This is a genomic window from Prevotella sp. C0209C1 (assembly GCF_056583855.1).
On sequence record NZ_JBWPJP010000001.1, the window covers coordinates 18,073 to 42,376 of the forward strand.

Annotated in this window: 17 protein-coding genes; 4 read left to right on the forward strand and 13 right to left on the reverse strand. The window is 35.9% G+C overall.

Annotated features, from left to right (window positions below; genetic code table 11):
• Positions 1 to 42: 42 nt before the first annotated feature.
• The 3 genes from AC1DCD_RS00080 to guaB form a co-directional block, all read right to left on the reverse strand.
• Positions 43 to 1,500, reverse strand: coding sequence for a peptidylprolyl isomerase (locus tag AC1DCD_RS00080; protein WP_464639283.1), 1,458 nt, complete (start codon positions 1,498 to 1,500; stop codon positions 43 to 45).
• The gene (locus AC1DCD_RS00085; protein ID WP_464639285.1) at positions 1,487 to 2,644 is read right to left on the reverse strand and encodes a peptidylprolyl isomerase; all 1,158 of its coding nucleotides are present in this window, start codon (positions 2,642 to 2,644) and stop codon (positions 1,487 to 1,489) included. The genes AC1DCD_RS00080 and AC1DCD_RS00085 overlap by 14 nt, the downstream gene beginning before the upstream one ends.
• Before the next feature lie 94 nt (positions 2,645 to 2,738).
• The gene (gene guaB / locus AC1DCD_RS00090; RefSeq protein WP_008449700.1) at positions 2,739 to 4,223 is read right to left on the reverse strand and encodes an IMP dehydrogenase; all 1,485 of its coding nucleotides are present in this window, start codon (positions 4,221 to 4,223) and stop codon (positions 2,739 to 2,741) included.
• Between the two features lie 365 nt (positions 4,224 to 4,588).
• Here guaB and mtgA point away from each other — a divergent pair, with 365 nt between their 5' ends.
• Positions 4,589 to 5,278 (forward strand): monofunctional biosynthetic peptidoglycan transglycosylase, encoded by a 690-nt coding sequence (gene mtgA, locus AC1DCD_RS00095; RefSeq protein ID WP_464639287.1) that lies wholly within the window; start codon positions 4,589 to 4,591, stop codon positions 5,276 to 5,278.
• 6 nt (positions 5,279 to 5,284) lie between these two features.
• Positions 5,285 to 7,822, forward strand: a complete 2,538-nt coding sequence (locus tag AC1DCD_RS00100; RefSeq protein WP_464639289.1) for an ATP-dependent helicase — start codon at positions 5,285 to 5,287, stop codon at positions 7,820 to 7,822.
• A 46-nt stretch (positions 7,823 to 7,868) separates the two neighbouring features.
• On the opposite strand, the gene AC1DCD_RS00105 is transcribed toward AC1DCD_RS00100, so the two are convergent.
• From AC1DCD_RS00105 to rimP, 8 genes are all read right to left on the reverse strand, one after another.
• Positions 7,869 to 8,471 carry a ribonuclease HII gene (locus tag AC1DCD_RS00105; RefSeq protein WP_464639291.1) on the reverse strand — a complete coding sequence of 201 codons (603 nt, stop codon included), beginning with the start codon at positions 8,469 to 8,471 and terminating at the stop codon, positions 7,869 to 7,871.
• Positions 8,472 to 8,484: 13 nt separating this feature from the next.
• Positions 8,485 to 9,702 carry an aminotransferase class V-fold PLP-dependent enzyme gene (locus AC1DCD_RS00110; protein WP_008449620.1) on the reverse strand — a complete coding sequence of 406 codons (1,218 nt, stop codon included), beginning with the start codon at positions 9,700 to 9,702 and terminating at the stop codon, positions 8,485 to 8,487.
• 15 nt (positions 9,703 to 9,717) lie between these two features.
• Positions 9,718 to 11,061: a Fe-S cluster assembly protein SufD gene (gene sufD / locus AC1DCD_RS00115; protein ID WP_008449723.1), complete on the reverse strand. Its 1,344-nt coding sequence runs from the start codon at positions 11,059 to 11,061 to the stop codon at positions 9,718 to 9,720.
• Between the two features lie 7 nt (positions 11,062 to 11,068).
• On the reverse strand, positions 11,069 to 11,824 hold the full coding sequence (gene sufC, locus AC1DCD_RS00120) for a Fe-S cluster assembly ATPase SufC (protein ID WP_464639293.1): 756 nt from the start codon (positions 11,822 to 11,824) through the stop codon (positions 11,069 to 11,071).
• A 180-nt stretch (positions 11,825 to 12,004) separates the two neighbouring features.
• A complete protein-coding gene (gene sufB, locus AC1DCD_RS00125; protein ID WP_008449708.1) occupies positions 12,005 to 13,450 on the reverse strand; it encodes a Fe-S cluster assembly protein SufB in 1,446 nt (481 codons plus the stop codon).
• A gap of 132 nt (positions 13,451 to 13,582) precedes the next feature.
• Complete coding sequence (infB, locus tag AC1DCD_RS00130) at positions 13,583 to 16,483, reverse strand: translation initiation factor IF-2 (protein ID WP_036855199.1); 2,901 nt, start codon at positions 16,481 to 16,483, stop codon at positions 13,583 to 13,585.
• A 142-nt stretch (positions 16,484 to 16,625) separates the two neighbouring features.
• The gene (gene nusA / locus AC1DCD_RS00135) at positions 16,626 to 17,891 is read right to left on the reverse strand and encodes a transcription termination factor NusA (protein ID WP_008449634.1); all 1,266 of its coding nucleotides are present in this window, start codon (positions 17,889 to 17,891) and stop codon (positions 16,626 to 16,628) included.
• A 4-nt stretch (positions 17,892 to 17,895) separates the two neighbouring features.
• Complete coding sequence (rimP, locus tag AC1DCD_RS00140; protein WP_353585542.1) at positions 17,896 to 18,363, reverse strand: ribosome assembly cofactor RimP; 468 nt, start codon at positions 18,361 to 18,363, stop codon at positions 17,896 to 17,898.
• A 618-nt stretch (positions 18,364 to 18,981) separates the two neighbouring features.
• Between rimP and AC1DCD_RS00145 the strand changes: the two genes are divergently transcribed.
• Complete coding sequence (locus AC1DCD_RS00145) at positions 18,982 to 20,136, forward strand: TlpA disulfide reductase family protein (RefSeq protein ID WP_036855195.1); 1,155 nt, start codon at positions 18,982 to 18,984, stop codon at positions 20,134 to 20,136.
• An 80-nt stretch (positions 20,137 to 20,216) separates the two neighbouring features.
• Here AC1DCD_RS00145 and AC1DCD_RS00150 read toward each other — a convergent pair whose 3' ends face one another.
• Complete coding sequence (locus AC1DCD_RS00150; protein ID WP_464639297.1) at positions 20,217 to 22,532, reverse strand: glycoside hydrolase family 95 protein; 2,316 nt, start codon at positions 22,530 to 22,532, stop codon at positions 20,217 to 20,219.
• A 77-nt stretch (positions 22,533 to 22,609) separates the two neighbouring features.
• Entirely contained in the window at positions 22,610 to 23,434 is an 825-nt protein-coding gene (locus AC1DCD_RS00155; RefSeq protein ID WP_464639299.1) for an alpha/beta hydrolase, read from the reverse strand.
• Between the two features lie 279 nt (positions 23,435 to 23,713).
• Here AC1DCD_RS00155 and AC1DCD_RS00160 point away from each other — a divergent pair, with 279 nt between their 5' ends.
• Entirely contained in the window at positions 23,714 to 24,244 is a 531-nt protein-coding gene (locus tag AC1DCD_RS00160) for an NUDIX hydrolase (protein WP_036855187.1), read from the forward strand.
• Positions 24,245 to 24,304: the final 60 nt, after the last annotated feature.

Genomic DNA, 24,304 nt, shown 5'->3' on the forward strand with positions numbered 1-24,304 from the left:
TGATAATATGCCTAGTCAATTCTTTATATAAACGGTATGAAATCATCTAACCCAACCTTCATATTGATATTTTCCATTTCTATATTGTGGTAACATTCTTACATAGGTGTCTTTAATTTTCTTTACTACCCAATCATGAATTACCTGTCTACGACGATTAGCAAGCACAATATTTTTCATTTCTTGGAAATCCTCTGTTATTGATGCACGATGCTTAGGTGTACGCGATTTTAGCTTTACTATAGCGCAAACAATCTTACCCTTTGTGTTAGTCATAGTAAAAGGAGCTGAGATTTCATTCACTTTCATTGTATCTACAACACGTGCGACCTCTGTGGGAAGATCTTGCATTTTAAAACGTGAAGTACGAGCATTGGTAGAGGAATTAACCATTAATCCATGACTGTTTTTTGTGTCTTTATCATCAGACATATAAGCTGTTACTGCTTCAAAAGTGTATTTTTTAGAGCGAATATCATTACCTATAGAGTCTAATTTGTTTTTTGCTGCATCTATAGATGCTTGTGATACTTTTGGCTTTAATAAAATATGGCGAACGTTTATTTTATCACCTCGCTTATCAATAAGCTGAATAATATGATAGCCAAACTCACTTTCTACGATTTTTGATATTTTTTTAGGATCAGTAAGATTAAAAGCTGCGCCAGCAAAAGCGGGATCGAGAGACGCCCTACCTATAAAACCTAATTCTCCGCCTTGACGAGAAGAGCCAGGATCTTCTGAGTAAAGTCGAGCTAAGGTCTCAAATGTTGTTTCTCCATTATTTATACGATTAGTATAATCGCGTAGCTGATTTTTTATTCTGTTAATTTCTTCTATTTCTATTTTAGGAGTTTGAGTAAGTATCTCTACTTCTACTTGTGTAGGAACGATAGGAATGCTATCTATAGGTATTTTATTAAAATAAGTGCGCACTTCTGATGGCGATACTTTTATGTCAGAAACTAATTTTTCTTGCATCTTTTGAACAAGTTGACGATTCTTGTAGTCATCGTGTAAGTCTTGGCGTATTTGTGCTAAACTTTTATGTTGAAACTCTTCTAATCGTTCCTTTGAGCCAATTTGAGGAAGTGAAATCCAGTAGTTTATCTGCTGTTCTACTCCTTGATAAATTTCACTCTCTGTAATTGTTAAGCTATCGAGGGCTGCTTGATGAAGAAAAAGCTTTTGTACAGCAATCTGTTCTGGTATAAGATATTCTGGGTCACCTGCCCATTTAGTGCCTTCAGCTTCACCTTGTAGCTTGGTAATTTCTACTTCTGAACGTAGAGTAGGCTCATCTCCTACAACCCAAATCACTTCATCTATGATATTTTTCTTACTTATAGGTGTGTTATTAGGTTGTTGTACTATAGTTTTTGTTGTATCGTCTTTTGTATATAAAGATCTTTTAGTATTGTAAATACCTGCACGAATACTCATTATTGATAGTGCTGTACAAAATAACAGCATTATTTTTTTTACTTTATTTATCTTCATTAGCTTTAAATATCTTACGTATTATCGACAATTCTTTTTTATTGAAAACAACATTATATTTATGTTTTAACTCTTTTTCCCAAATATGTTCAAGAAATTGTTTATAAAATATTTTTATAAGTGGCAGATTATCTTTAAATGAGATTATATTATTACTTTTGTTTTTATTGATATTGCGAAAAATCTTTTTGTGCTTACTAAAATAATGTTGTAATTCTTTTTCATTATTAAGTAAGCTATCTAATTTCCTTTGTGTTATAGCAGCTACTAATAATCCATCATGTATTTCACGACGTAAATTCTCATCTATAATAGTATTGGCTTTTCTTTTTGTGTCAATATCAGAGATGGCTTCTGTATAAGGAATTTTATTTTGTTGTTGTTCTATAATTTGTTTGCGAAGATTAGATTTTTCTATTTGTAGTATTAATTGTGGACGTATAACCTTATATGTAGGAAAATTTTCACGACCTATAAGTTTTAAAATATGTAATCCAAATGGAGATCTAATAGGCCTACATATTTCACCCACCTTCATAGTAGAGAGAACTTTATCTACATCTTCTAACATATTATTTTTAGTAGCTATAAAAAAGACACCTTCTTCTTTTCTATTAGAATATTTCTTTGCAAGAGTTTCAAAATTGTCTCCATGTTGTAGTGCAATATAAATAGAATCGGCAAGCAGATGTATTTTATCTTCTTCATAAGCAGTAGAATGTTGCTTAATACTTAAGAAAATTTCTCCATAACGAAATAGTCCTCCATTATTATTTATCTCGTCATTATAGATACGATACAGAAGATTAGCATTTTGTTCAAAAGGAGTTGATTTAAAATTGTCTTTTATATAAGTTTTAGGTTCTTCTTTATGCGAAAGAAGAACATCTATATCATTGTTAAGTGAAGAAAGTTTATCAAGTTGTGCTTCTTCAGCGGCAGCTACTTTTTGTTTATAAACAGCATACTGCTTAGCAAAAGCAGTCACACTAATGTGTTGACTGCCTTTATTATTCTTTTTGTAAGCATATTCGAATTCTTCTCTAGTAACAACCTTACCATTAATAGACATAACAACAGAGCTACTTTGAGCTATAGCTTGCCATCTTGTTATAAGAAGAAGAAGTAATAATATTATTTTCATCTACTTTTTATCAGACTACAAAGATAAGGATTTTTTTCTGTTTGTTGAAAAAAATAATGTAAGTTAACGTTAATAGCTAAATAGCATTATCCTTTTAATCATGACGTGAATAGTTAGGCGCTTCACTTGTGATAGATATATCATGAGGGTGGCTTTCTAATATTCCAGCATTAGTAATGCGTGTAAACTTAGCTTTATGGAGTTGTTTTATAGAAGCTGAGCCACAATATCCCATACCAGAACGCAAACCTCCAACAAGTTGATAAACCACTTCTTGAACCGTACCTTTGTAAGGAACTCTTCCTGCAATACCTTCTGGTACAAGTTTTTTAATATCGCTTACATCGCCTTGGAAGTAACGATCGCGAGAGCCATTCTTTTGTTCCATAGCCTCAAGCGAGCCCATTCCTCGATAGCTTTTAAATTTACGTCCATTAAAAATAATAGTATCGCCAGGACTTTCTTCTGTACCAGCTACTAAAGAACCTATCATAACAGAACTTCCTCCAGCAGCCAAAGCCTTTACAATATCGCCAGAATAACGTAATCCGCCATCTGCAATTAAAGGAACATCTGTATCTTTTAAAGCAGAATAAACATCATATATAGCACTCAGTTGAGGTACTCCAACACCGGCAACAACTCGAGTAGTACAAATAGAGCCTGGTCCAATACCCACTTTAACAGCATCTGCACCATTCTTTAAAAGGAACTTAGCAGCATCTCCTGTTGCTATATTTCCTACAACAACATCTAATGAAGGAAAAGATTTTTTTACTTCCCTAAGCTTCTCTATAACTCCTATAGAATGACCATGAGCAGTATCTATAACAATAGCATCTACTCCAGCATTAACCAATGCTTGAGCACGTTCCATAGTGTCAATAGTAACACCTACCCCGGCAGCCACACGAAGACGCCCTTTATCATCTTTACAAGCCATAGGCTTGTCTTTTGCTTTTGTAATATCTTTATAAGTAATTAATCCTATAAGATGGTTGTCTTTATCTACAACAGGTAGTTTTTCAATCTTGTTTTCTTGTAATATCTCTGCGGCTTCAGATAAATTTGTTTTCTGATGAGTGGTAACAAGATTTTCACTTGTCATTACTTGATCAATACTTTTATCTAAGCAACGTTCAAAGCGTAAGTCTCGATTAGTTACAATTCCTACTAAATGATTATCATCGTCAACTACAGGAATACCCCCAATATGATATTCTGCCATTATAGACAATGCTTCTTGCACTGTGCTTCCACGCCGAATAGTTACTGGATCATAAATCATACCATTTTCTGCACGTTTCACAATAGCTACTTGGCGCGCTTGTTCTTCAATAGACATATTTTTATGAATAACGCCAATACCTCCTTCTCGTGCAATAGCTATCGCCATAGAACTTTCTGTTACAGTGTCCATTGCGGCTGTAACAAAAGGAATGTTTAGCTCAATATTACGAGAAAACTTGGTTTTTAACTGTACTTCCTTAGGGAGTACTTCAGAATAAGCTGGAATTAAAAGGACGTCATCATAGGTTAATCCGTCCATTACAATTTTTTCTGCAACAAATGAAGACATAATAAGTAAAAAATTTGTTGCATGCAAATGTACTAATTATTAGTTATTTTACAAAGATTATATGTATATTTTATATTCTCATTAAAAGATTTTAACCGAAATCTGAAAAATGATTTTTATATTTTATGAAACTATTTATAAGATAATATTTATAGAAGAAAACATAATTAAGGAGAGGAAATAGAAGCAAATGAATAAGAAAATAGTGTCAAGAGTAGTAAATATAAGTATAGCTACAAAAAGAATAATAAGGGAAAACATACAGAAGACTAAGGGATAATTTTAACTTTTCCATGTTGAAAGAATGATTCTTCAGAGTTTATGATTAATTTTGCATTTGCTGGTTGGGCTTTATTTTAGATTTTATGATAAAGAAAATATTAAAGATTTTCCGTTTGGTAGTAGGATTATTATTTGTATCATCAATACTTAGTGTTGTTATATATAGGTTTGTTCCTGTTGTTTTTACGCCTCTTATGTTATCACGTTGCTTTGAACAAATGAGGAAAGGAGAAGATATAAAGTTATACCATTCGTGGGTTTCTTTAAAAGAAATATCTCCTTATATGCCAGTAGCAGTAATAGCTAGTGAGGATCAGCGTTTTCTTTCTCATCACGGGTTTGATTATAAAGCTATAGAACAAGCTGCTAAAGAAAATCTTAATAGTAGTAAACGCTTACGTGGTGGTTCTACTATATCACAACAAACGGCTAAAAATGTATTTTTGTGGCAAGGGCGATCGTGGATACGAAAGGGATTAGAAGCATATTTTACATTCCTTATAGAAACAATGTGGAGTAAGCAGCGTATTATGGAGGTGTATCTTAATTCAATAGAAATGGGGAATGGTATTTATGGTGTACAAGCTGTAGCTAAACATAATTTTGGGGTTGAAGCTAAAGATCTAAGTAGAAGCAATTGTGCTTTGATAGCCGCAACATTACCAAACCCAAGGCGTTTTTCCTCTAAATCACCAGGTCCTTATATGTATAAACGTATGAAACAAATAGAAAGGCAGATGATTTTTATAAAACTATTCCCTAAAGAACATTAAAGTGAAATGGAAAATAAAAAAGAAATATTATTAAGTGAATTGAATCCTCATCAACGTGAAGCGGTGGAATATTGTGATGGTCCTTCATTGGTAGTAGCAGGAGCAGGCTCAGGTAAAACTCGTGTGCTTACTTATAAGATAGCTTATCTTTTAGAATCAGGATTAAAACCTTGGAATATTCTTGCCCTAACATTTACCAATAAGGCTGCTCGTGAAATGAAAGATCGTATAGCAAAAATAACAAACCAAAGCGATGCTAACCGTATTTATATGGGTACTTTTCATTCTATATTCTCACGAATTTTACGCAAAGAATCACAGTATATTGGCTATAACAGTAGTTTTACAATTTACGATGAGAGCGATTCTCGCTCGTTGCTTAAGAATATAATCAAGGTTATGGGATATGATGAAAAAGTATATAAGCCTAATATGGTGCATAACTTTATATCTATGGCGAAAAATCATCTCATTACAGCTGATAAGTATGAACAAGATAAGGCAGCCATAGATAGAGACAAGCAATGTCGTATGCCTTATGTTTATTCTATTTATAAGGCTTATGAAGCACGTTGTAAACAGGCTAATGCTATGGACTTTGACAGCATACTTGTAAACACTTATGTGTTATTCCGAGATAATGAAGATGTGAGAAACAAATATGCTAAATTATTTGAATATATTCTTGTTGATGAGTATCAGGATACTAATTATGCACAGGTAGCTATAATTACCCAACTTGCAAACATACATCAGCATATATGCGTCGTTGGAGATGATTACCAAAGCATATATTCATTTAGAGGGGCAAATATTGATAATATTCTTAATTTTAAAAATATATTTAAAGATGTACAAACGTTTAAGTTGGAGAGGAACTATCGTTCGACACAATTTATAGTAAAAGCTGCTAATTCGTTGATGAAGCATAATGAACATCAGATTTTAAAGGATGTATATTCGCAGGAAGAAGAGGGAAGTAAATTACAATATAAGCCATGTTATAGCGATAAAGAAGAAGCTATTGTTGTTGCTAAAGAGTTGCAACGTATTAAACATATTGATAATGCATCTTATTCTGATTTTGCTATTTTGTATAGAACAAATGCACAAAGTCGTACTTTTGAAGATGAATTTCGCCGTCAATCAATACCTTATAAGATTGTGGGCGGATTATCATTTTATCAGCGTAAAGAGATAAAAGATATTATAGCTTATTTTCGTCTTATTGTTAATAATAATGATGAAGAGGCTTTTCGTCGTATAATAAATTATCCTGCTCGAGGTATAGGTAAAACAACTATAGAAAAAATTATAGCTTGTGCTTCAGAAAACATGGTTAGTCTTTGGCAAGTTATAACTAATCCATTACAATATGGGCTTAAGGTAAATAGTGGAACGTTATCAAAAATAAATGAATTTATATTACTTATTAATAGCTTTGTGGCACGTCTAACGACAACAGATGCCTATTTGTTAGGGAAGGATATAGTTATGCAAAGTAAAATATCTAATGATATTTACTCTAACTCTGATACCGAATCTTTGTCGAAACAAGAAAATCTGGAAGAGTTTCTTTCTGCAATGCAAGAGTTTGTAGATACTGCACGTGAAGAAAACAGAGAAGATAATGTTTTTCTTACTGATTATTTACAAGAAATAGCTTTATATTCTGATAATGATAAGACTGATGATGATTCCCCAAAGGTAACAATGATGACAATTCATGCAGCTAAGGGTTTAGAGTATCCTACTGTTTTTATTGTAGGTTTGGAAGAAAATATTTTTCCTAGTCCGATGTCAGCAAATTCAAGACGTGAAATAGAAGAAGAGCGCAGACTCTTATATGTAGCTATTACTCGTGCAGGTCGTCATTGTATTATTACTAATGCCAAGAATCGTTTCCGTTATGGCGCGATGCAGTTTGATACTCCAAGTCGTTTTATTAAGGATATAGATCCGAATCTTATTTGTAAGGAAGAGAGTATGATGGCTGATAATAGTTGTTATAAAGAGCGGGTAGGGAGCTTAAAAAAAGAAAGTTATACATCACAATATAGAGGCTATAGAGCCAATAAAACTCAGGAATATGAGCCTAATAAGCCATATTTGGGTAGCAGGCAATATGGTAGCGATTATAAACGGCTTGACAGTAGATTCCAAAATAATAATCCTGTAGGTAGCCAGTTTCGTGCGGATCCTAAACCTAAGATAACGGAGCGTAAACGTGCCGAGGTGGCAGTCGACCCTTTATCAGCACGTGCAAAGAGCATATTATTGTCAGAAGGAGGTAATTTCCGTCGTTTATCAGCAGCTATTACTAATGGAGGAATGGTAATGCAAAATGCTGATGAATCAAATATAAAGTCTAAGGTTAATGATAAATTAATAGGAGTAGGTACAATAATAGAGCATCAGAGGTTTGGTATAGGAGAGGTTTTAAGTATAGAGGGGCAAGGAGAGAATGCAAAGGCAAAGATCTCTTTTAAGGAAGCTGGTATAAGAACTCTATTATTAAAATTTTCTAAATATAAAATTTTATAATGTTAAATTATAATTGAAGTTATATAATAAAAACATAGAATACATATTAAAATAACAGTAGTTGTTTAGTTTCGCCAAGTAGTTTAAAACTTTTACGATGATAAGGAGTAATACCATATTTAGCAATAGCTTGTCGGTGTGCTTTAGTAGGGTATCCCATATTATGTTCCCATTCGTATTGGGGATATTTTTTAGCAAGAGTACACATATAATCATCTCGATATGTTTTTGCTAATATAGAAGCAGCTGCTATTGATAAGTATTTGCCATCACCTTTAATAATAGTAGTATAGGGTATGTTGTGATAGGGCTTGAAGCGGTTTCCGTCTACTATGATAGCTTCAGGGCGAATAATAAGCTGATCGAGTGCACGATGCATGGCAAGAATACTGGCGTTAAGTATGTTTATCCGGTCTATTTCTTCTGGAGTAACTTTACCTATGGCCCATGCTACAGCGTTAAGTTCTATATCTTTACGTAAGGCGTAGCGTGTCTTTGAAGATAGCTTTTTAGAATCATCGAGACGTTCATTGCTATAGTTTTTAGGTAGTATAACAGCAGCAGCATATACACTACCTGCTAAACAACCACGCCCAGCCTCATCACAGCCAGCTTCACATAGCCCAATATTATATTGAGAATATAGCATTTAATAGTGTTCTTTAAAACATAGTTAAAACTTTTTTCAGACCTTTTACGAGCTCATCTACCTCTTCTTTTGTGTTATATAGTCCAAAAGAAGCACGTACAGTGCCTAATGTGCCTAAAGTCTCAATTAGAGGTTGAGCACAATGATGTCCTGTCCGAACAGCTATACCTAATTGGTCGAGCAATGTGCCAATATCCATATGATGAATATTGCCAACGTTAAAGCTGATAACGGCATCTCCAAAGTTATCTGTATGACCATATATGTGTATATCTTTTATCTCACGGAGTTGTTGCAAGGCATAACGAGTAAGCTCTTGTTCATGGGCAAAGATATTATCCATACCTAAATGAGTAACGTAATTAATGGCAGTAGCTAAGCCATGGGTGGCGATATAATCAGGTGTACCAGCTTCAAACTTTAGTGGTGGACGTTCGAAGGTTGTTTTTTCAAAGCTAACGTGTTCTATCATTTCACCTCCACCTTGATATGGTGGTAGCTTGTCTAACCATTCTTCCTTACCATAGAGAACACCTACTCCTGTAGGGCCATATATTTTATGTCCACTAAAAGCAAGGAAGTCGCAGTCAAGTTGTTGTACATCTACTTTAAAATGAGGTACACTTTGTGCGCCGTCTAACATAACAGGTACGTTATGTTCATGTGCTATACTTATTATTTTTTTTACAGGATTTATAGTGCCAAGCACATTACTAACATGAGTTATGCTTACAAGTTTGGTATGAGGAGTGAAGAGTTTAGTATAAACTTTCAGGTCTAACTCTCCAGCTTTAGTCAGAGGAATGACTTTTAATGCTATTCCTTTTTTGGCAGCCTGCAATTGCCAAGGTACTATATTAGAGTGGTGTTCCATAGTGGAAATTATAACCTCATCACCTTCTTTAAGAAATCCATCAGCGAAAGAAGACGCTATTAGGTTGAGGCTTTCCGTTGTCCCACGTGTGAAAACTATTTCGGTTATAGATTTAGCATTGATGAATTGTCTTACTGTTTCACGTGCTGCTTCATGTAGGTCTGTAGCTTGTTGTGAAAGCCAATGTACACCACGATGTACATTAGCATTAACATTAATATATTCATTGTGCATAGCCTCTAATACGGAAAGTGGTTTTTGGGTAGTAGCCCCGTTATCTAAATATACTAAAGGCTTGCCATGAATGGTGCGTGATAGGATAGGGAAATCGGCTCGTACCTTATTAGTGTCATACATAAATATATTCCTTTCTTATTTACAAATTTTACATCTGTTACACTTATTAAGTTCTCCACGGAAGCGTTTTTCTACTAAAAGATGTAAGCGTTCGCGTAAAGAATCGAGTTCTATTTTATCTATGACCTCGTAGATAAATGCAGTTTGGAGTAGAGTACGTGCTTCTTGCTGATCAATACCACGTTGTTGCATATAAAAAAGAGCAGCATCATTAAGTTGTCCTACAGTAGAACCGTGATTACATTGTACATCATCGGCATATATTTCTAACATGGGCTGTGAGTACATGCGTGCAGTGTTAGTAGAAACAAGATTTCGGTTAGTTTCTATTGAAGTTGTCTTTTGTGCTTCTTTGCGCACTAAAACAAGTCCTGCAAAAGCACCTACAGCTTTGTCATTAAGTACATATTTGTAAAGCTCATGGCTCTGGCAATGAGGTGCAGCATGATCTATGAGTGTGTTGTTGTCTACGTGTTGTTCTTTGTCGGCTATTATACAGCCATTAATAAAACACTCACTATGCTGACCTTTAAATGTCAGATTTAGCATATTACGCGTAATACCATTATGTAAAGTAATAACATTATGGCTTGCTTTAGAATAGCTTTCCTGTTGAATAAAAGCATTAGAAATACGCACATTCTTAGTATGTGTTTCCTCAAGACAATTAAGATCAATATGAGCATTGTTACCTACAAAGGCTTCGATAACTTGTGTTGTTAGGAAATTTCTATCATCGGCAGTATCATCGCAAAAGAGGAATTGCCCTTCTGCTCCTTCTTCCAAGATAATAAGAACACGCCTATTTACCATTAGGTCTACATCAGAACGAAGAATGTTTACTATCTGTACGGTATTTTTTAATTTTACGTTTTTAGGAACATATATAAATAACCCGTCCTGTGCTAACATTGTATTTAAAGCTGTTATGCCATCTTCTGATGTCTTAGCAAGCTTTCCATAATATTTTGTAATAAGCTCTGGATAATGTGTAGCTGCTTTAGCAAGACTATCAATGATAACTCCTTCTCCTAAATAAGTATTAGGAAGTTTTTTTGTATATAATTGATCGTTTACAATAAAGTAAAGTGATGTGCTAAGATTAGGAATGCCACATTTGAAAGTTTTATAAGGGTCTATAGGTATTTCCAATCTGTTTAGATTCAAGCCGTAATTTGGTTCAAAGAGCGAATGGATATTAGTATACTTATAGCGTTCCTCTTTTTTAGAAGGGAAACCTAATTTTTTAAAATTCATAAAAGCCTCATCACGGAGGTCATTCATCACTTTTACAGACTTACTCTTAATAAGCTGTGATGCCTGTGTATATAGGTCTATATATTGTTGTTCACTTTTCATGAAATAATTAGTATTTATCTACCTCTTCTTTTATCCAATCATAACCACGTACCTCTATATCTTTAGCAAGTTCAGGACCAGCCGTTTTCACTATCTGCCCTTTATAAAGGACGTGAATAAAATTAGGTTTGATCATATCGAGTAAGCGTTCGTAGTGTGTAATGACAATAGCCGATGTTTCTTTAGTGTGCATTTTGTTAACGCCTTCGGCAACTATACGCATGGCATCAACATCTAAACCTGAGTCAGTCTCATCTAAGATGCTAAGTTTTGGTTCTAACATAGCCATTTGAAATATTTCATTTCTTTTCTTTTCTCCACCAGAAAAACCCTCATTAACACTGCGACGTGATAACTTTGAATCTAATTCTACGAGTTTTCTTTTTTCACGCATAAGTGTCATAAAGTCGGAGGCTTTTAAAGGCTCTAAACCTTGATATATACGCTTTGCATTTATTGCGGCTTTCATAAAATTGGTCATGCTCACACCAGGTATTTCCACTGGGTATTGGAAAGATAAGAAAAGTCCTTCACGAGCACGATCTTCTGGTTTCATTTCGAGGAGGTTTTTACCATTAAAAACTGCCATACCATCAGTAACTTTATAAAGAGGATTACCCGTAAGAACGGCGCTTAGGGTAGACTTTCCAGACCCATTAGGTCCCATGATAGCATGTATTTCTCCATCGTTAATAGTGAGGTTGATGCCTCTTAATATTTCTTTACCTGCAATAGTAGCATGCAAGTTTCTTACTTCTAACATAATGTTTTATATATTATTTTGTTAATATTATCTCTAACACATCTTAAAAAATATCAGAAAGCCTATTGGCTTTAGTCTATTCTCTGTGCCTTATTTTCTTAAAATTGGCTTGTTTTTTTCTAATTAACCTCCTTTGGCGTTAGCCCTGAGGTAATTTTTTTATTAATAATACTTTCTTATTTATCCTACTGTTCCTTCTAATGTTACAGAAAGGAGCTTTTGCGCTTCTACAGCAAATTCCATAGGAAGTTTGTTTAACACATCTTTTGCATATCCATTCACGATTAAGCCTACAGCATCTTCCGTTGGAATACCACGTTGATTACAATAGAAAAGTTGTTCTTCGTTTATTTTAGATGTAGTTGCTTCATGTTCTACTATGGCAGAATCGTTATGAATATCCATGTAAGGGAAAGTGTGAGCACCACATTTTGAACCTAAGAGTAGGGAGTCGCAGCTTGAATAGTTGCGTGCATTATCAGCATTAGCTGTTGCTCGCACTAAGCCTCTATATGAGTTTTGGCTATGACCGGCAGATATTCCTTTAGATATAATAGTACTTTTAGTGTTCTTTCCGATGTGTATCATTTTAGTCCCTGTATCTGCTTCCTGATAGTTATTGGTAACAGCTACTGAATAAAACTCCGCTTGAGAATTGTTTCCTCTAAGAATGCAAGAAGGATATTTCCATGTTATTGCAGACCCTGTTTCTACCTGTGTCCATGATAAAACAGAATTGGCACCTCTACATTCTCCACGCTTTGTAACAAGATTAAGTACACCGCCTTTGCCATGTTCATCGCCAGGATACCAGTTTTGCACAGTAGAATACTTAACTTCAGCATTGTTCATTACAATTATCTCTACCACAGCAGCATGTAGCTGGTTTTCATCACGCATAGGCGCAGTACAACCTTCTAAGTAGCTAACGTAGGCATTATCGTCAGCAATTATTAGCGTACGCTCAAACTGTCCTGTGTTGACAGCATTTATACGAAAGTACGAACTAAGCTCCATAGGACAACGAACACCTTTTGGAATGTAGACAAACGACCCATCGCTAAAAACAGCAGAGTTAAGAGCTGATGACCAGTTGTCCTTATAAGGTACCACACTTCCTAAGTATTGACGTACTAAAGCGGGGTGCTCCTTAACAGCTTCGCCAAAAGAACAAAAGATTATACCCTTTTCTGCTAATTGTTTTTTAAAAGTAGTTTTTACAGAAACAGAGTCCATTACAGCATCAACGGCAGTACCGCTCAAAGCTAAGCGTTCCTCCAAAGGAATGCCAAGCTTATCAAATGTTTTTTCTAACTCTGGGTCAATTTCTTTATCCTTAGGCTTTTTTGCTAACGGATCAGCATAGTAAGAGATGTCCTGAAGATGTAGTTCAGGAAGGGTTAGATGCCCCCATTGGGGGATAGGAAGGGTTTGCCAATACCTGAAAGCTTCTAAACGGAAATCAAGAAGCCAGTCTGGCTCACCTTTTTTTGCCGAGATTAAACGTACAATATCTTCATTTAATCCTTTTGGAATAATATCGGTGTGTACGTCTGTTGTGAACCCAAATTCATATTTTTGCTCAGCAATCTTCTTTACATATTCGTTATTTTTGTTATCTGACATTATTTAAATCTCTTTTATTAATAAAGACAACAAATGCTATACCATAATAAAAGGCAGTAACATTTGTTGCTACGAAGATAATAAAAAATCCCCTAAATACATCGTGTATTAGGGGATTTTATTGTTATTTCATTATAATTTTTGTTCAACTTCTATTTCTGTGAATGTTTCAATAATATCTCCCGTTTGCAAATCGTTGTAATTGACAAGTGATATACCACATTCTAAACCTGTAACGACTTCTTTGACATCGTCTTTATATCTTTTTAAAGCATCAATAGGAGCTGTGTGTATAACGATACCGTTGCGTACCACTCTTCCTTTATCTTTGTTGTGTACTTTACCTTCAGTTACCAAAGCTCCTGCCACAGTACCAACTTTTGAAATTTTAAAGACTTGTTTTACTTCTACTTGTCCTGTTATAATTTCTTTCTTTACCTTATCAAGCATACCCACCATAGTGGATTTTACATCATCAATAGCATCGTAGATAACAGAGTAAGTGTTAATCTCTACCCCCTCACGATCGGCTAAACGACGTGCTTCTGTAGATGGACGTACCTGAAAACCTACAATGACAGCATCTGATGCGCTTGCAAGCATTACATCGCTTTCAGAGATCTGACCTACTGCTTTACTAATAACATTTACATTAACTTTCTCTGTTGATAGTTTAATAAATGAATCAGACAAGGCTTCTATAGACCCATCGGTATCTCCTTTTACTATAATATTCATCTCATGGAACTCTCCACGAGCAATACGATGAGAAATATCAGACAAGGTAAGTCTGGTCTGTGTACGTAGCCCTTGCTCACGTTGTAGTTGCTCTCGCTTATTGGCTATCTCTCGTGCTTCTTGCTCTGTTTCCATAACATGGAAAGTATCACCAGCTGCAGGAGCACCATTTAGACCTAATATTATGGCAGGTTCTGCAGGTTTAGCGGTTTCAATACGTTGGTTACGCTCGTTAAACATAGCTTTAATACGTCCGTATGAGGTGCCAGCAATGACATTATCTCCTATCTTTAAAGTACCATTAGAAACTAATACTGTGCTAACATAACCACGTCCTTTGTCTAAAGACGACTCGATGATAGTACCTGTAGCTTTGCGATTTGGGTTAGCTTTTAAGTCGAGCATCTCTGCTTCAAGAAGTACCTTATCTAATAAGTCTTCAACACCAATCCCTTTCTTTGCGCTAATTTCTTGACATTGATATTTACCACCCCATTCTTCTACAAGGAGATTCATCTGTGAAAGGTCTTCACGTATCTTATCAGGATTAGCTCCGGGCTTGTCTATTTTGTTTATGGCAAACACCATTGGAACGCCAGCTGCTTGTGCATGAGAAATGGCTTCACGAGTAGTAGGCATGACAGAGTCGTCGGCAGCAATAATGATTATAGCGATGTCTGTTACTTGAGTACCACGAGCACGCATAGCTGTAAAGGCCTCGTGTCCGGGAGTGTCTAAGAAGGTTACACTCTTTCCGCTACCCACTTTCACACAATATGCGCCTATATGTTGTGTGATACCACCAGCTTCACCAGCGATAACATTTGTATTACGAATATAATCGAGCAACGAAGTCTTACCATGATCTACATGACCCATCACAGTTACAATAGGAGCACGCGAGACAAGGTCATTCTCATCGTCTATTTCCTCGCTTACTGCTTCCTGTACTTCGGCTGAAACATATTCTGTTTTAAAGTTGAATTCGTCTGCTACAAGATTAATAGTCTCGGCATCTAAACGTTGATTTATAGAAACCATAATGCCTACTGACATTAATGTTGATATAACATTAGTTACAGGGACATTCATCATGGTAGCCAGTTCTGACACAGTAACAAACTCGGTAAGCTTCAAAACCTTACTTTCTCTCTTCTCTGCACGTGCTTCTGCATTAAGTTTTTCCTGTACTGCCTCACGCTTCTCTTTGCGATATTTAGCACCTTTTTTGTTTTGGGTCTTACTTGTAAGGCGAGCCAGAGTTTCCTTTACCTGACGTGCAACAGCCTCATCGTCTACCTCTAAAGGCTTATGATTGCGGTTGTTGTTATTGTTGCGGTTGTTTTTCTTGCCGCTGCCACGGTTGTTGTTGTGGCTGTTGTTGTTACTCTTGTTACGATTACCTTGCCCGCTGCCTTGCTGATTTGCAGATGCATTAATATCTACGCGTTCTTTATTAATGCGTACACGCTTTTTCTTACTTTGTGCTTTCTTTTGTTCAGCCTTGTCTTCACGCTCTTTTTTGCGCTCTTCTTTGCTCTTCTTTTTAGGGCGAGTGCTTTGATTAAGGCTACTTAAATCTATTTTACCAAGCACGTTCACTTTTGGGGCGTTAAGCATCTTTTCTTCATTTTTTGTCTTAAAGATACCTTCGTCCTTTGTCTCTGTTTCTACATTAGCTGCTCCTTGAGTAGCTATGTTTTCTACTTTCTTTTCTGTATTCACTAAAACGTTAATAGTTTCGTTTTTTATTTTAGCTTGTTTCTCTTGTTTGCTTTCTGTAGAAACTTCTGTTATTTGTGCTTCTTTTTTATCAGATAGTTTATCAGCCTTAGCTTCTTTCACCTCAGGAGTTTCTTGCTTAGGAGTTGTTACTTGTTCTGTTTTTTCATCTTTTGCTAATACTTCTTTAGAAGAATTTTTTGCAACAGATGTATCTGTACTAACAGGCTTTGCTCCCTTTGACGATGGTTTGTTCTTCTCTTGAAGGTCTATTTTACCAAGTGGGGTATATTTTTGCCTTTTAGAGGCGAACAAGCTATCTGCACTATGATTAGTTGTCTTTGTGCTTTCTTTTTTATCTTTTGCTTTCTTTTGTAGGATATCTGCGGCTTTGTCCTTTACGTCTTTATCGTTTTTAAAAGCTTTTATGAGAGCCTTATATTGATTATCGCTTAGTTTGTAGTTAACATCAATAGACTCTTCGCTTAATTCGAGCTTCTTTTGTAGAAACTCAACAGCCGTTGGAAGTCCAATGTTTAATTCTCGAATTGCTTTACTTAGTCTGATACTCATTAATTTCCTTTTTCGGTGTGGGTGTTCGTTGTAGATAGTATTACCTTTTATAGCTTTCGGTAGAGGGGTTCCGAACATGGAGCTGCAGAAGAGTCACACCCTTTAGGCTTTCTGCTAACAACCATCACCCACCAGCCATCACCTAATTGTCAAATTCGGATTTTAGAATATTCAACACATTATCTACTGTCTCCTCCTCTAAATCTGCTTTTTCTATCAACATTTCGCGTGGTGCGTTAAGTACTTGCCTGGCAGTCTCCATGCCTATACCTTTTATAGCATCTATTACCCATTGGTCTATCTCGTCAGCAAATTCATCTAAATAGATATCATCTTCTGTCTCGTTTTCATCTAACTCACGGAAGACATCAATAGTATAATCTGTCAGCATACTTGCTAACTTGATGTTTAAACCATTGCGACCAATTGCCAAACTAACTTCTTCTGGCTGTAGATAAACTTCTGCTTTCTTAGTCTCTTCGTCTATGGTGAGGCTACTTACTTTTGCAGGAGCTAATGCACGCTGTATAAATAGCTTTGTGTTAGCCGTCCATGTTATAACATCAATATTTTCGTTACATAGCTCTCTTACAATGCCATGTACACGACTACCGCGTACACCTACACATGCGCCTACAGGGTCTATACGCTCATCATAGCTTTCTACTGCTATTTTAGCACGCTCACCCGGCATACGGGCAACTTTCTTTATAGCTATCAAGCCATCATTTATTTCAGGCACTTCTGCTTCGAGCAAACGCTCTAAAAACTCGGGTGCTGTGCGCGAAAGGATAATCTTCGGGTTATTATTGTCATTGGTAACACGATGGATAACGGCACGGATAGTTTCTCCCTTACGATAATTATCACGAGGTATTTGTTCGCCTTTGGGCAATATCATCTCGTTATTATCTTCATCTACTAATAATACTTCGCGCTTCCATGTTTGATAAACCTCACCTGAAACAATTTGCCCTACACGGTTCTTGTATTTATTATATAAAGAGTCGTGTTCCAGCTCTAATATCTTTGACGCTAATGTTTGACGCAGATTGAGGATAGCACGGCGACCAAACTTATTAAAATCTATCTTCTCACTAACGTCTTCACCTACCTCAAAGTCGGGCTCTAATTTGCGAGCATCAGTAAGACTTATCTGCTTGTTTTCGTTCTCTAACTCGTCATCTGCCACAACCACACGATTACGATAGATCTCAAAGTCTCCCTTATCAGGATTTACAATAACATCAAAATTTTCGTCACTACCAAATATTTTTGCAAGCACATTGCGAAAGCTCTCTTCCAAAACGCTTACCAAAGTGGTACGGTCGATACTTTTAGTGTCTTTAAACTCCTTGAAGGTTTCGACCATATTAGGACGATCTTCTTCTATTTTTCTTGCAGCCATAGCTTTATTTGAAACTTATTACGTATTTTGTATATTTCACTTCTTTCATGTTATACTTATGATCAACATCCATTTTCACAGGACGCTTCTTGCCTTCTATTCGCACTTTTTCATTGACAGTAACTATAAAATCGTCACCATCTACGCTTTTTAGCAGCCCTTTTACTTTCTTACCTTCTTTGTCAAGTACCTCAACCTCTTTACCTATAAAGTTAATGTACTGCTGAGCCACCTTAAAGGGTTGTCCTAAGCCTGCCGAGCCTACTTCCAATTCGTAGTCAGCCTCATCACGAGAAAGATGCTCCTCTATATATTTGCTGAGCTCAACACAGTCTTCTATCCACACCCCATCTGCATGATCAATTTCTACTACGATCTTGTTTTCCGAACTAATCTGAATATCTACAAGGAAATATTCTTTTCCTTCCAGCCATTCGGATACGAGTTTTTTAACAACAGCTTTGTCTATCATAATTTGCTAAATAATAAAAAATGAGGAACTTTGTCAAGTCCCCCATTCCTCTGAACACTGCAAAGGTACAAACATTTTTCGCGTACTGCAAAAAAAAGAGTAGATTTATTTTACCCATCTATAGTTAATTTTTTAGAAAAACATTACAAATATTTAAGGCACTTATAATAAAAAGAAATGGCATGTCTTAAATATATAAACATTATATAACCCTTGTGAGAAAGCAAAAGCCAAACTTTTATATAAAAATACGTGAGACTTTTGATGATGAAAAAAAAGCATATTCTTAGATTAAGAACGAACTGTAGGAAGGAAAAATAGATTAAAAATGAAAGAAAAATAACCTATTTTTCACTTAAAAATAGATTAAAAATATTCTAATATAGTTACCTTTTGCTCTATTAAGCATTGTTTGTTATTTTGTAAAAACAGATGTATAGTGGTTAAAAATATGCTTTTTATTAATACATTTTTCTAAATATTTGGGCTATTTCTTAAAAAATACTACCTTTGCACAAGATAGGTTTGTGTATGAGAAATTATAATTAAGGATTATTTTTTCTTGTTTACACTGTTTTTACACTTATATTACTATGCTTTTTTAACACCAAACATGATATGAAAAAAAATATTATAAATAAGGTCTTTGTAGGCTGTTGTACACTGGGTATGATAATGTTGGCGAGTTGTGCAAAGGAAGGTTTTCGTATAGAAGGGACTATTTCTAATGCGAAAGATTCTGTGCTATTCTTGGAGCATAATGGCTTAGAAGGTATTGCTAAAATAGATTCAGTAAAGCTTGATCAAAGTGGTGCATTTTCTTTTTCAGGTGGTAGAGGTGATAATCCGGAATTTTATCGTCTTCGTATAGCCGATCAGATCATTAATATTGCTATCGATTCTACAGAGCATATTGCAGTAAAGGCAGTTTATCCTCAGATGGCTACCAATTATATTATAAAGGGTTCGGCTGATAACGAAAAGGTTAAGGAACTGGCTTTGAAGCAGATTAATCTTCAAAGCCGTTGTCAGCAGTTGTTGGCACAGCGTCCAGAGTTAGCCGACTCTTTGATAGAAGTGATGCTTGCCGATTATAAACGTGATATTACAACAAACTATATTTTTAAGGCTCCAATGAAGTCGTATAGCTATTTCGCACTGTTTCAGTATGTTGTAATAAATAATCAAGCTGTTTTGATATTCGACCCTTCAAAGGACGCAAAAGATACTAAGGTGTTTGGAGCTGTAGCTACAAGTTGGGATACTTATTATCCTGGAACACTTCGCACTCAAAATCTTCATAACATAACCATTAAGGGTATGAAAGATGAACGCATAGTAAAAGCAAGGCAAAAGCCCATAGAGCTAAAGGCTGATGTACGAGGGGTTATCGATCTTCCTTTACGTGATAACATGGGAAATGAGCGTCATCTTACCGATTTTAAAGGACAGGTTGTATTGCTCGATTTTCATGTATTTGGTATGAAAGGCTCTACGGAATATATAATGCATTTGCGTGATCTTTATAATAAATATCATTCACGTGGTTTAGAGATTTATATGGTTTCGCTCGATGAAAATCAGCATTTCTGGAAGGAACAGGTAGCTAACCTTCCTTGGGTAAATGTTTATGATGATAAAGGAGTGAGCCAAGCTTATACGGCTACTGCAACAACGTTGCCTATTATTTACCTTATCGATCGTGGTAATAATGTAGTGAAAAATCCTTCACAGATTAAGAATTTAGATGAAGAGATACAAAAGTTGCTTTAAAAAATAAGAGTTTATTATATCTTTATGTGCTTATTATGTACCCTATTTTTGGCTTAGCCAGAAATAGGGTAATAAGTATGTTACCATTTCAGCTCTATCTCTTTACCTCCTCTTACTACTAATCCTTTAACATATCCGTGTTTCCATGCTTTAGGCAGGGCAGGTAATAGTTCTGTTTTTCCCATTTGGCTTTGTACTAACATTTCAGCAATACCTGCCGTAGCACCAAAGTTGCCATCTATTTGAAAGGGTGTATGTGTGTCTAAAAGATTATCTAACGTGCTGTTACGAAGAAGGTTTTGAAAGAGCTTATACGCATGATCACCGTCATGTAAACGCGCCCAAAGACATATTTTCCAAGCCATGCTCCACCCTGTAGCTCCATCACCGCGATGTTCTAACACTATGCGTGCAGCACGGGCAAGGGTAGGTGTGGTAGAGGTAGATATGGTATGACCCGGGAATAAGCCAAAAAGATGGTTTACATGGCGATGATTATCGTTAGGATCATCAATGTCTTCAGACCATTCCATGAGCTGTCCGTAGCGTCCTATACGATATGGTGATAGCTTCAGGAGCACTTTTTCCCACTGTTTCCGTTCCTTTTTATCTATATCTAACACTTTGCTTGCAGCAATAGCATCTGTAAGAATCTCGCGTACTACGGCATGTACGAAAGTTGCGCCTTGATCTATAGAGCCATGTTCAGGAGAGGTAGACGGTGCAGCTGTATAAGTTCCGTCAGGTTTATGCCATAGGAAATCAACTGCAAATTGTGCACTTCCCTTTAATATGGGGTAAGCGGTGTTACGCAAATATGTTTTATTGCGAGTAAAATCGTAATATTCCCAAAGGTGGGTAGATAGCCATGGTCCAGATATAGGCGATAAGTTCCATGTCATATCTTTATCTATGAGTGGTGCAGTGAAGCCAAAGATATTGCTCGATATAGATGTTGTCCAGCCGCGAGCATTATAGTAGGCTTTAGCAGTGCGACGTCCTGGTTTTTCAAGCATACAAATAAAGTTATTAAGTGGCTGTGCACATTCGGCGAGGTTTGTGGTTAGGGCGTGCCAATAATTCATCTGAAGATTAATATTATTATGATAATCTACACGCCATGGTCCGTCTACATTGTTATGCCAAAGTCCTTGTAAGTTAGCAGGGAGTGTGCCCGGACGTGACGATGCTATGAGTAGATAACGTCCATATTGGAAGTAAAGAGCTTCAAGGTCATAGTCGGCTTTTCCTGTACGGTATCGTTGTAGTCGTTTGTTGGTAGGTAAGCAAAGAGCTTCTTTAGTTTCTTTATCATCTGGATTTATTATTAATTTCACGCGTTTAAATAAAGGTGTATAATCTGCAAGATGATTATTTAGTAGGTTATTATAACCTTTTTGTAGTGCGTGTTTTATCCATTTTTTTGTGGTTTGGTCAGGGTTTACACCAATATATGTTTTAGGGTCTGTAAAAGAGGGGTTGGTATTTTGTTTGTAATCAGTATCTGCAGTTAGGAAAAAGGTAACTGTTTTTGCTTTTAAAATATGCAGTTTACCGTCTATTACCTTGCTTGTTCCACCATTAATGTTTGCTTTTATGCGTATAGTAAAGCGCATGTTGTTATCATTGAGCTTGCCTTTGTAAGTTATTCCGTCTGTAGAGTCATTAACGACTTGTCCTTGTGCTATAGGCGATGGGGTATAGGTTAAGGTTAGGTTTAGCAAGTCGGCTCCTTTTGCTGTATATTTAATAACCATCACATTGTCAGGGTAGGATATGAAATAAGATCGTTTATAGTAGGTGGTATTGTTGTGATAGCTTACCGAAGCTATAGCCGAATCGAGAGATAAGCATCGTTTATAGTCTGAGATGTCTTGCTCTTTATGTCCTGTTTGTATGGTAACTTCTCCCATAGTGGTAAAGTTTCCAAAGCGGAAGTGTGGCTCGGTAGCTATAGAATATGCAGCTTTCCCATTAAAATTGTCTTGTGTTAGTTTGGCTGCTAATTTTGTGTTTCCTTGCAGGAAAGCTTTTCTTATAGCTTTTAAGAAATGTGCCGATTGCTTATTCTGGTCCCAATAGTATGCCGCACCACCTTTTACGCCTGGCCCACCGCGCCATAAGCTCTTTTCGTTTAGTGTGAACCTATCGCAGGCAATGCCTCCCATGATGTTTGCTCCCAGTGATCCGTTTCCTATAGGAAGTGATCTGTTTTCCCATTCTGTATCAGCATTTTGCATCTCATCACCTGCTGTTAGTGTATTAGAAGATTTTAGCCATATTTTTTTTGTATATGAAGAGCAAGGGGTATCAAACCATATAGTATTATGTTTTTGAGCCTTTACTTGTGTTGAGGCACATAGTGTTATGGTTATAAAGATTAGTTTTGAAAGCATTAAAGTTATTTGTAAAGATTGTTAGTAAGTATAAAGGTTGTTATGGTTATTCTGTTGTTTTTATATTTAAAGCATAGTTAAAAGCTCTTTAACCATGCTTTTAGTTCCATTATCAGTTCTTCATGAAAACGAAATCCTATCTTGCTTCCCCAGCCATGTCCGCCACTTGGGTATACATGTAATGATGCTTTCACACCGTTACGGTATAGCTCGGTGTAGTAATTTACTCCGTTAGCAGGTGGTACGATGTTATCGTCATCGCTTAAAGCAATAAAGGCACGTGGAGTAACACGGCTGACGTTTAGGTCGGCACTATATTGTTTTTGTGTGCGTTTGTTAGGGTGTCGTCCTAACAGGTTTTCCAAGCTGACAGCATCTCCATAACCTTCCATCATTGATATTACGGGATAGAAAAGTATTTGAAAGTTAGGTCTGGCGTCTCCTTTAGACTTTGTAGCAATTGTAGCTGCAAGATGTCCACCCGAAGAAAATCCCATAATGCCTACATCATTACTATCAATTTTCCAGCTTGCAGCATTGAGTCGTACCATTTTCATAGCTTGTTGAGCATCTTCAATAGGTATTTCTGGTTTGCCGTGAGGCATACGATATTTAAGGACTATAGCAGCAATGCCTTGATTTTGCAAAAACTCTGCCCAGTCGTATCCTTCTTTTTCTAAAGATAATGTTTCGTATCCGCCGCCAGGGCATATCACAATAGCACGACCTGTAGCTTCTTTTTCTTCTGGGAGATAGATGCGTATTTTAGCAGAGTCGGTTTGGTCATTACTGCTGTGCGGTGGCTGACCATTATATAAGTTTATGTTAAATGAGCGTTGTGCATTTGTAGATAAAGTAATAAAGGCTAATCCGGCTGTAAAAAGGAGTTTATGAAAATTCATGTTATTTCTTGTTTTGTTTTGGCAAAGTTGTTTCTCTAAAACAATGCGAGCTGCATTTTTATCTTATTTTATTCTCTTTATTATAGCAAAGGAAAGAGGAATAAAAGCTAAGTAAGGAACACTATGCCTTAGGATTATTTATGCGCAAAGATAATAAAAAGTTGTAGGTATAGTGCTTTTATATATAATGTTTTTGTTATTTTTGCATATATGTATAACATTAAATACGAAGTTTAAACGTATTTTAATATATAGCATTAAATATTTAAAAGCTTTTATATGTCTCATGTTTTAGATAAGTTTAGTTATTGTCCTGTATGTGGTAGTAAAGATTTTCAGGTGCAAAGTAATAAGAGCAAGTGTTGTAAAAGTTGTGGTTTTGAGTTTTTCTTAAATGCCAGTTCTGCTGTGGCAGCTTTTATTATTAACACGTATGGGGAGGTTCTTGTTACTAAAAGGAAGCGAGAGCCTGCCAAAGATATGCTTGATTTGCCTGGTGGCTTCTGTGATATAGGTGAAACTATAGAAGAGGCATTGGTACGTGAAGTTATGGAAGAAACTTGCTTGCATATAGCAAAGAGTTCGTATTTTTGTTCTATTCCTAATAGCTATTTATATAGTGGCTTTGTAGTGCCTACTCTTGATATGTTTTATATTTGCACGGTTACAAACGAAGATAGTTTGGAGGCACATGATGATGTAGCGGCTTCTTATTGGTTAGCTATAGAAAGATTAGACGAAGAAAAGTTTGGCTTATATTCCATTCGTAAAGCAGTAAGATTATTCAAAGAAAAGTATTTGAAAACTTAAAAAAGTAGAAATAAACTATATTATATAAGGTGTAAGAGGAAAAGTTTACTACTTTTGCGC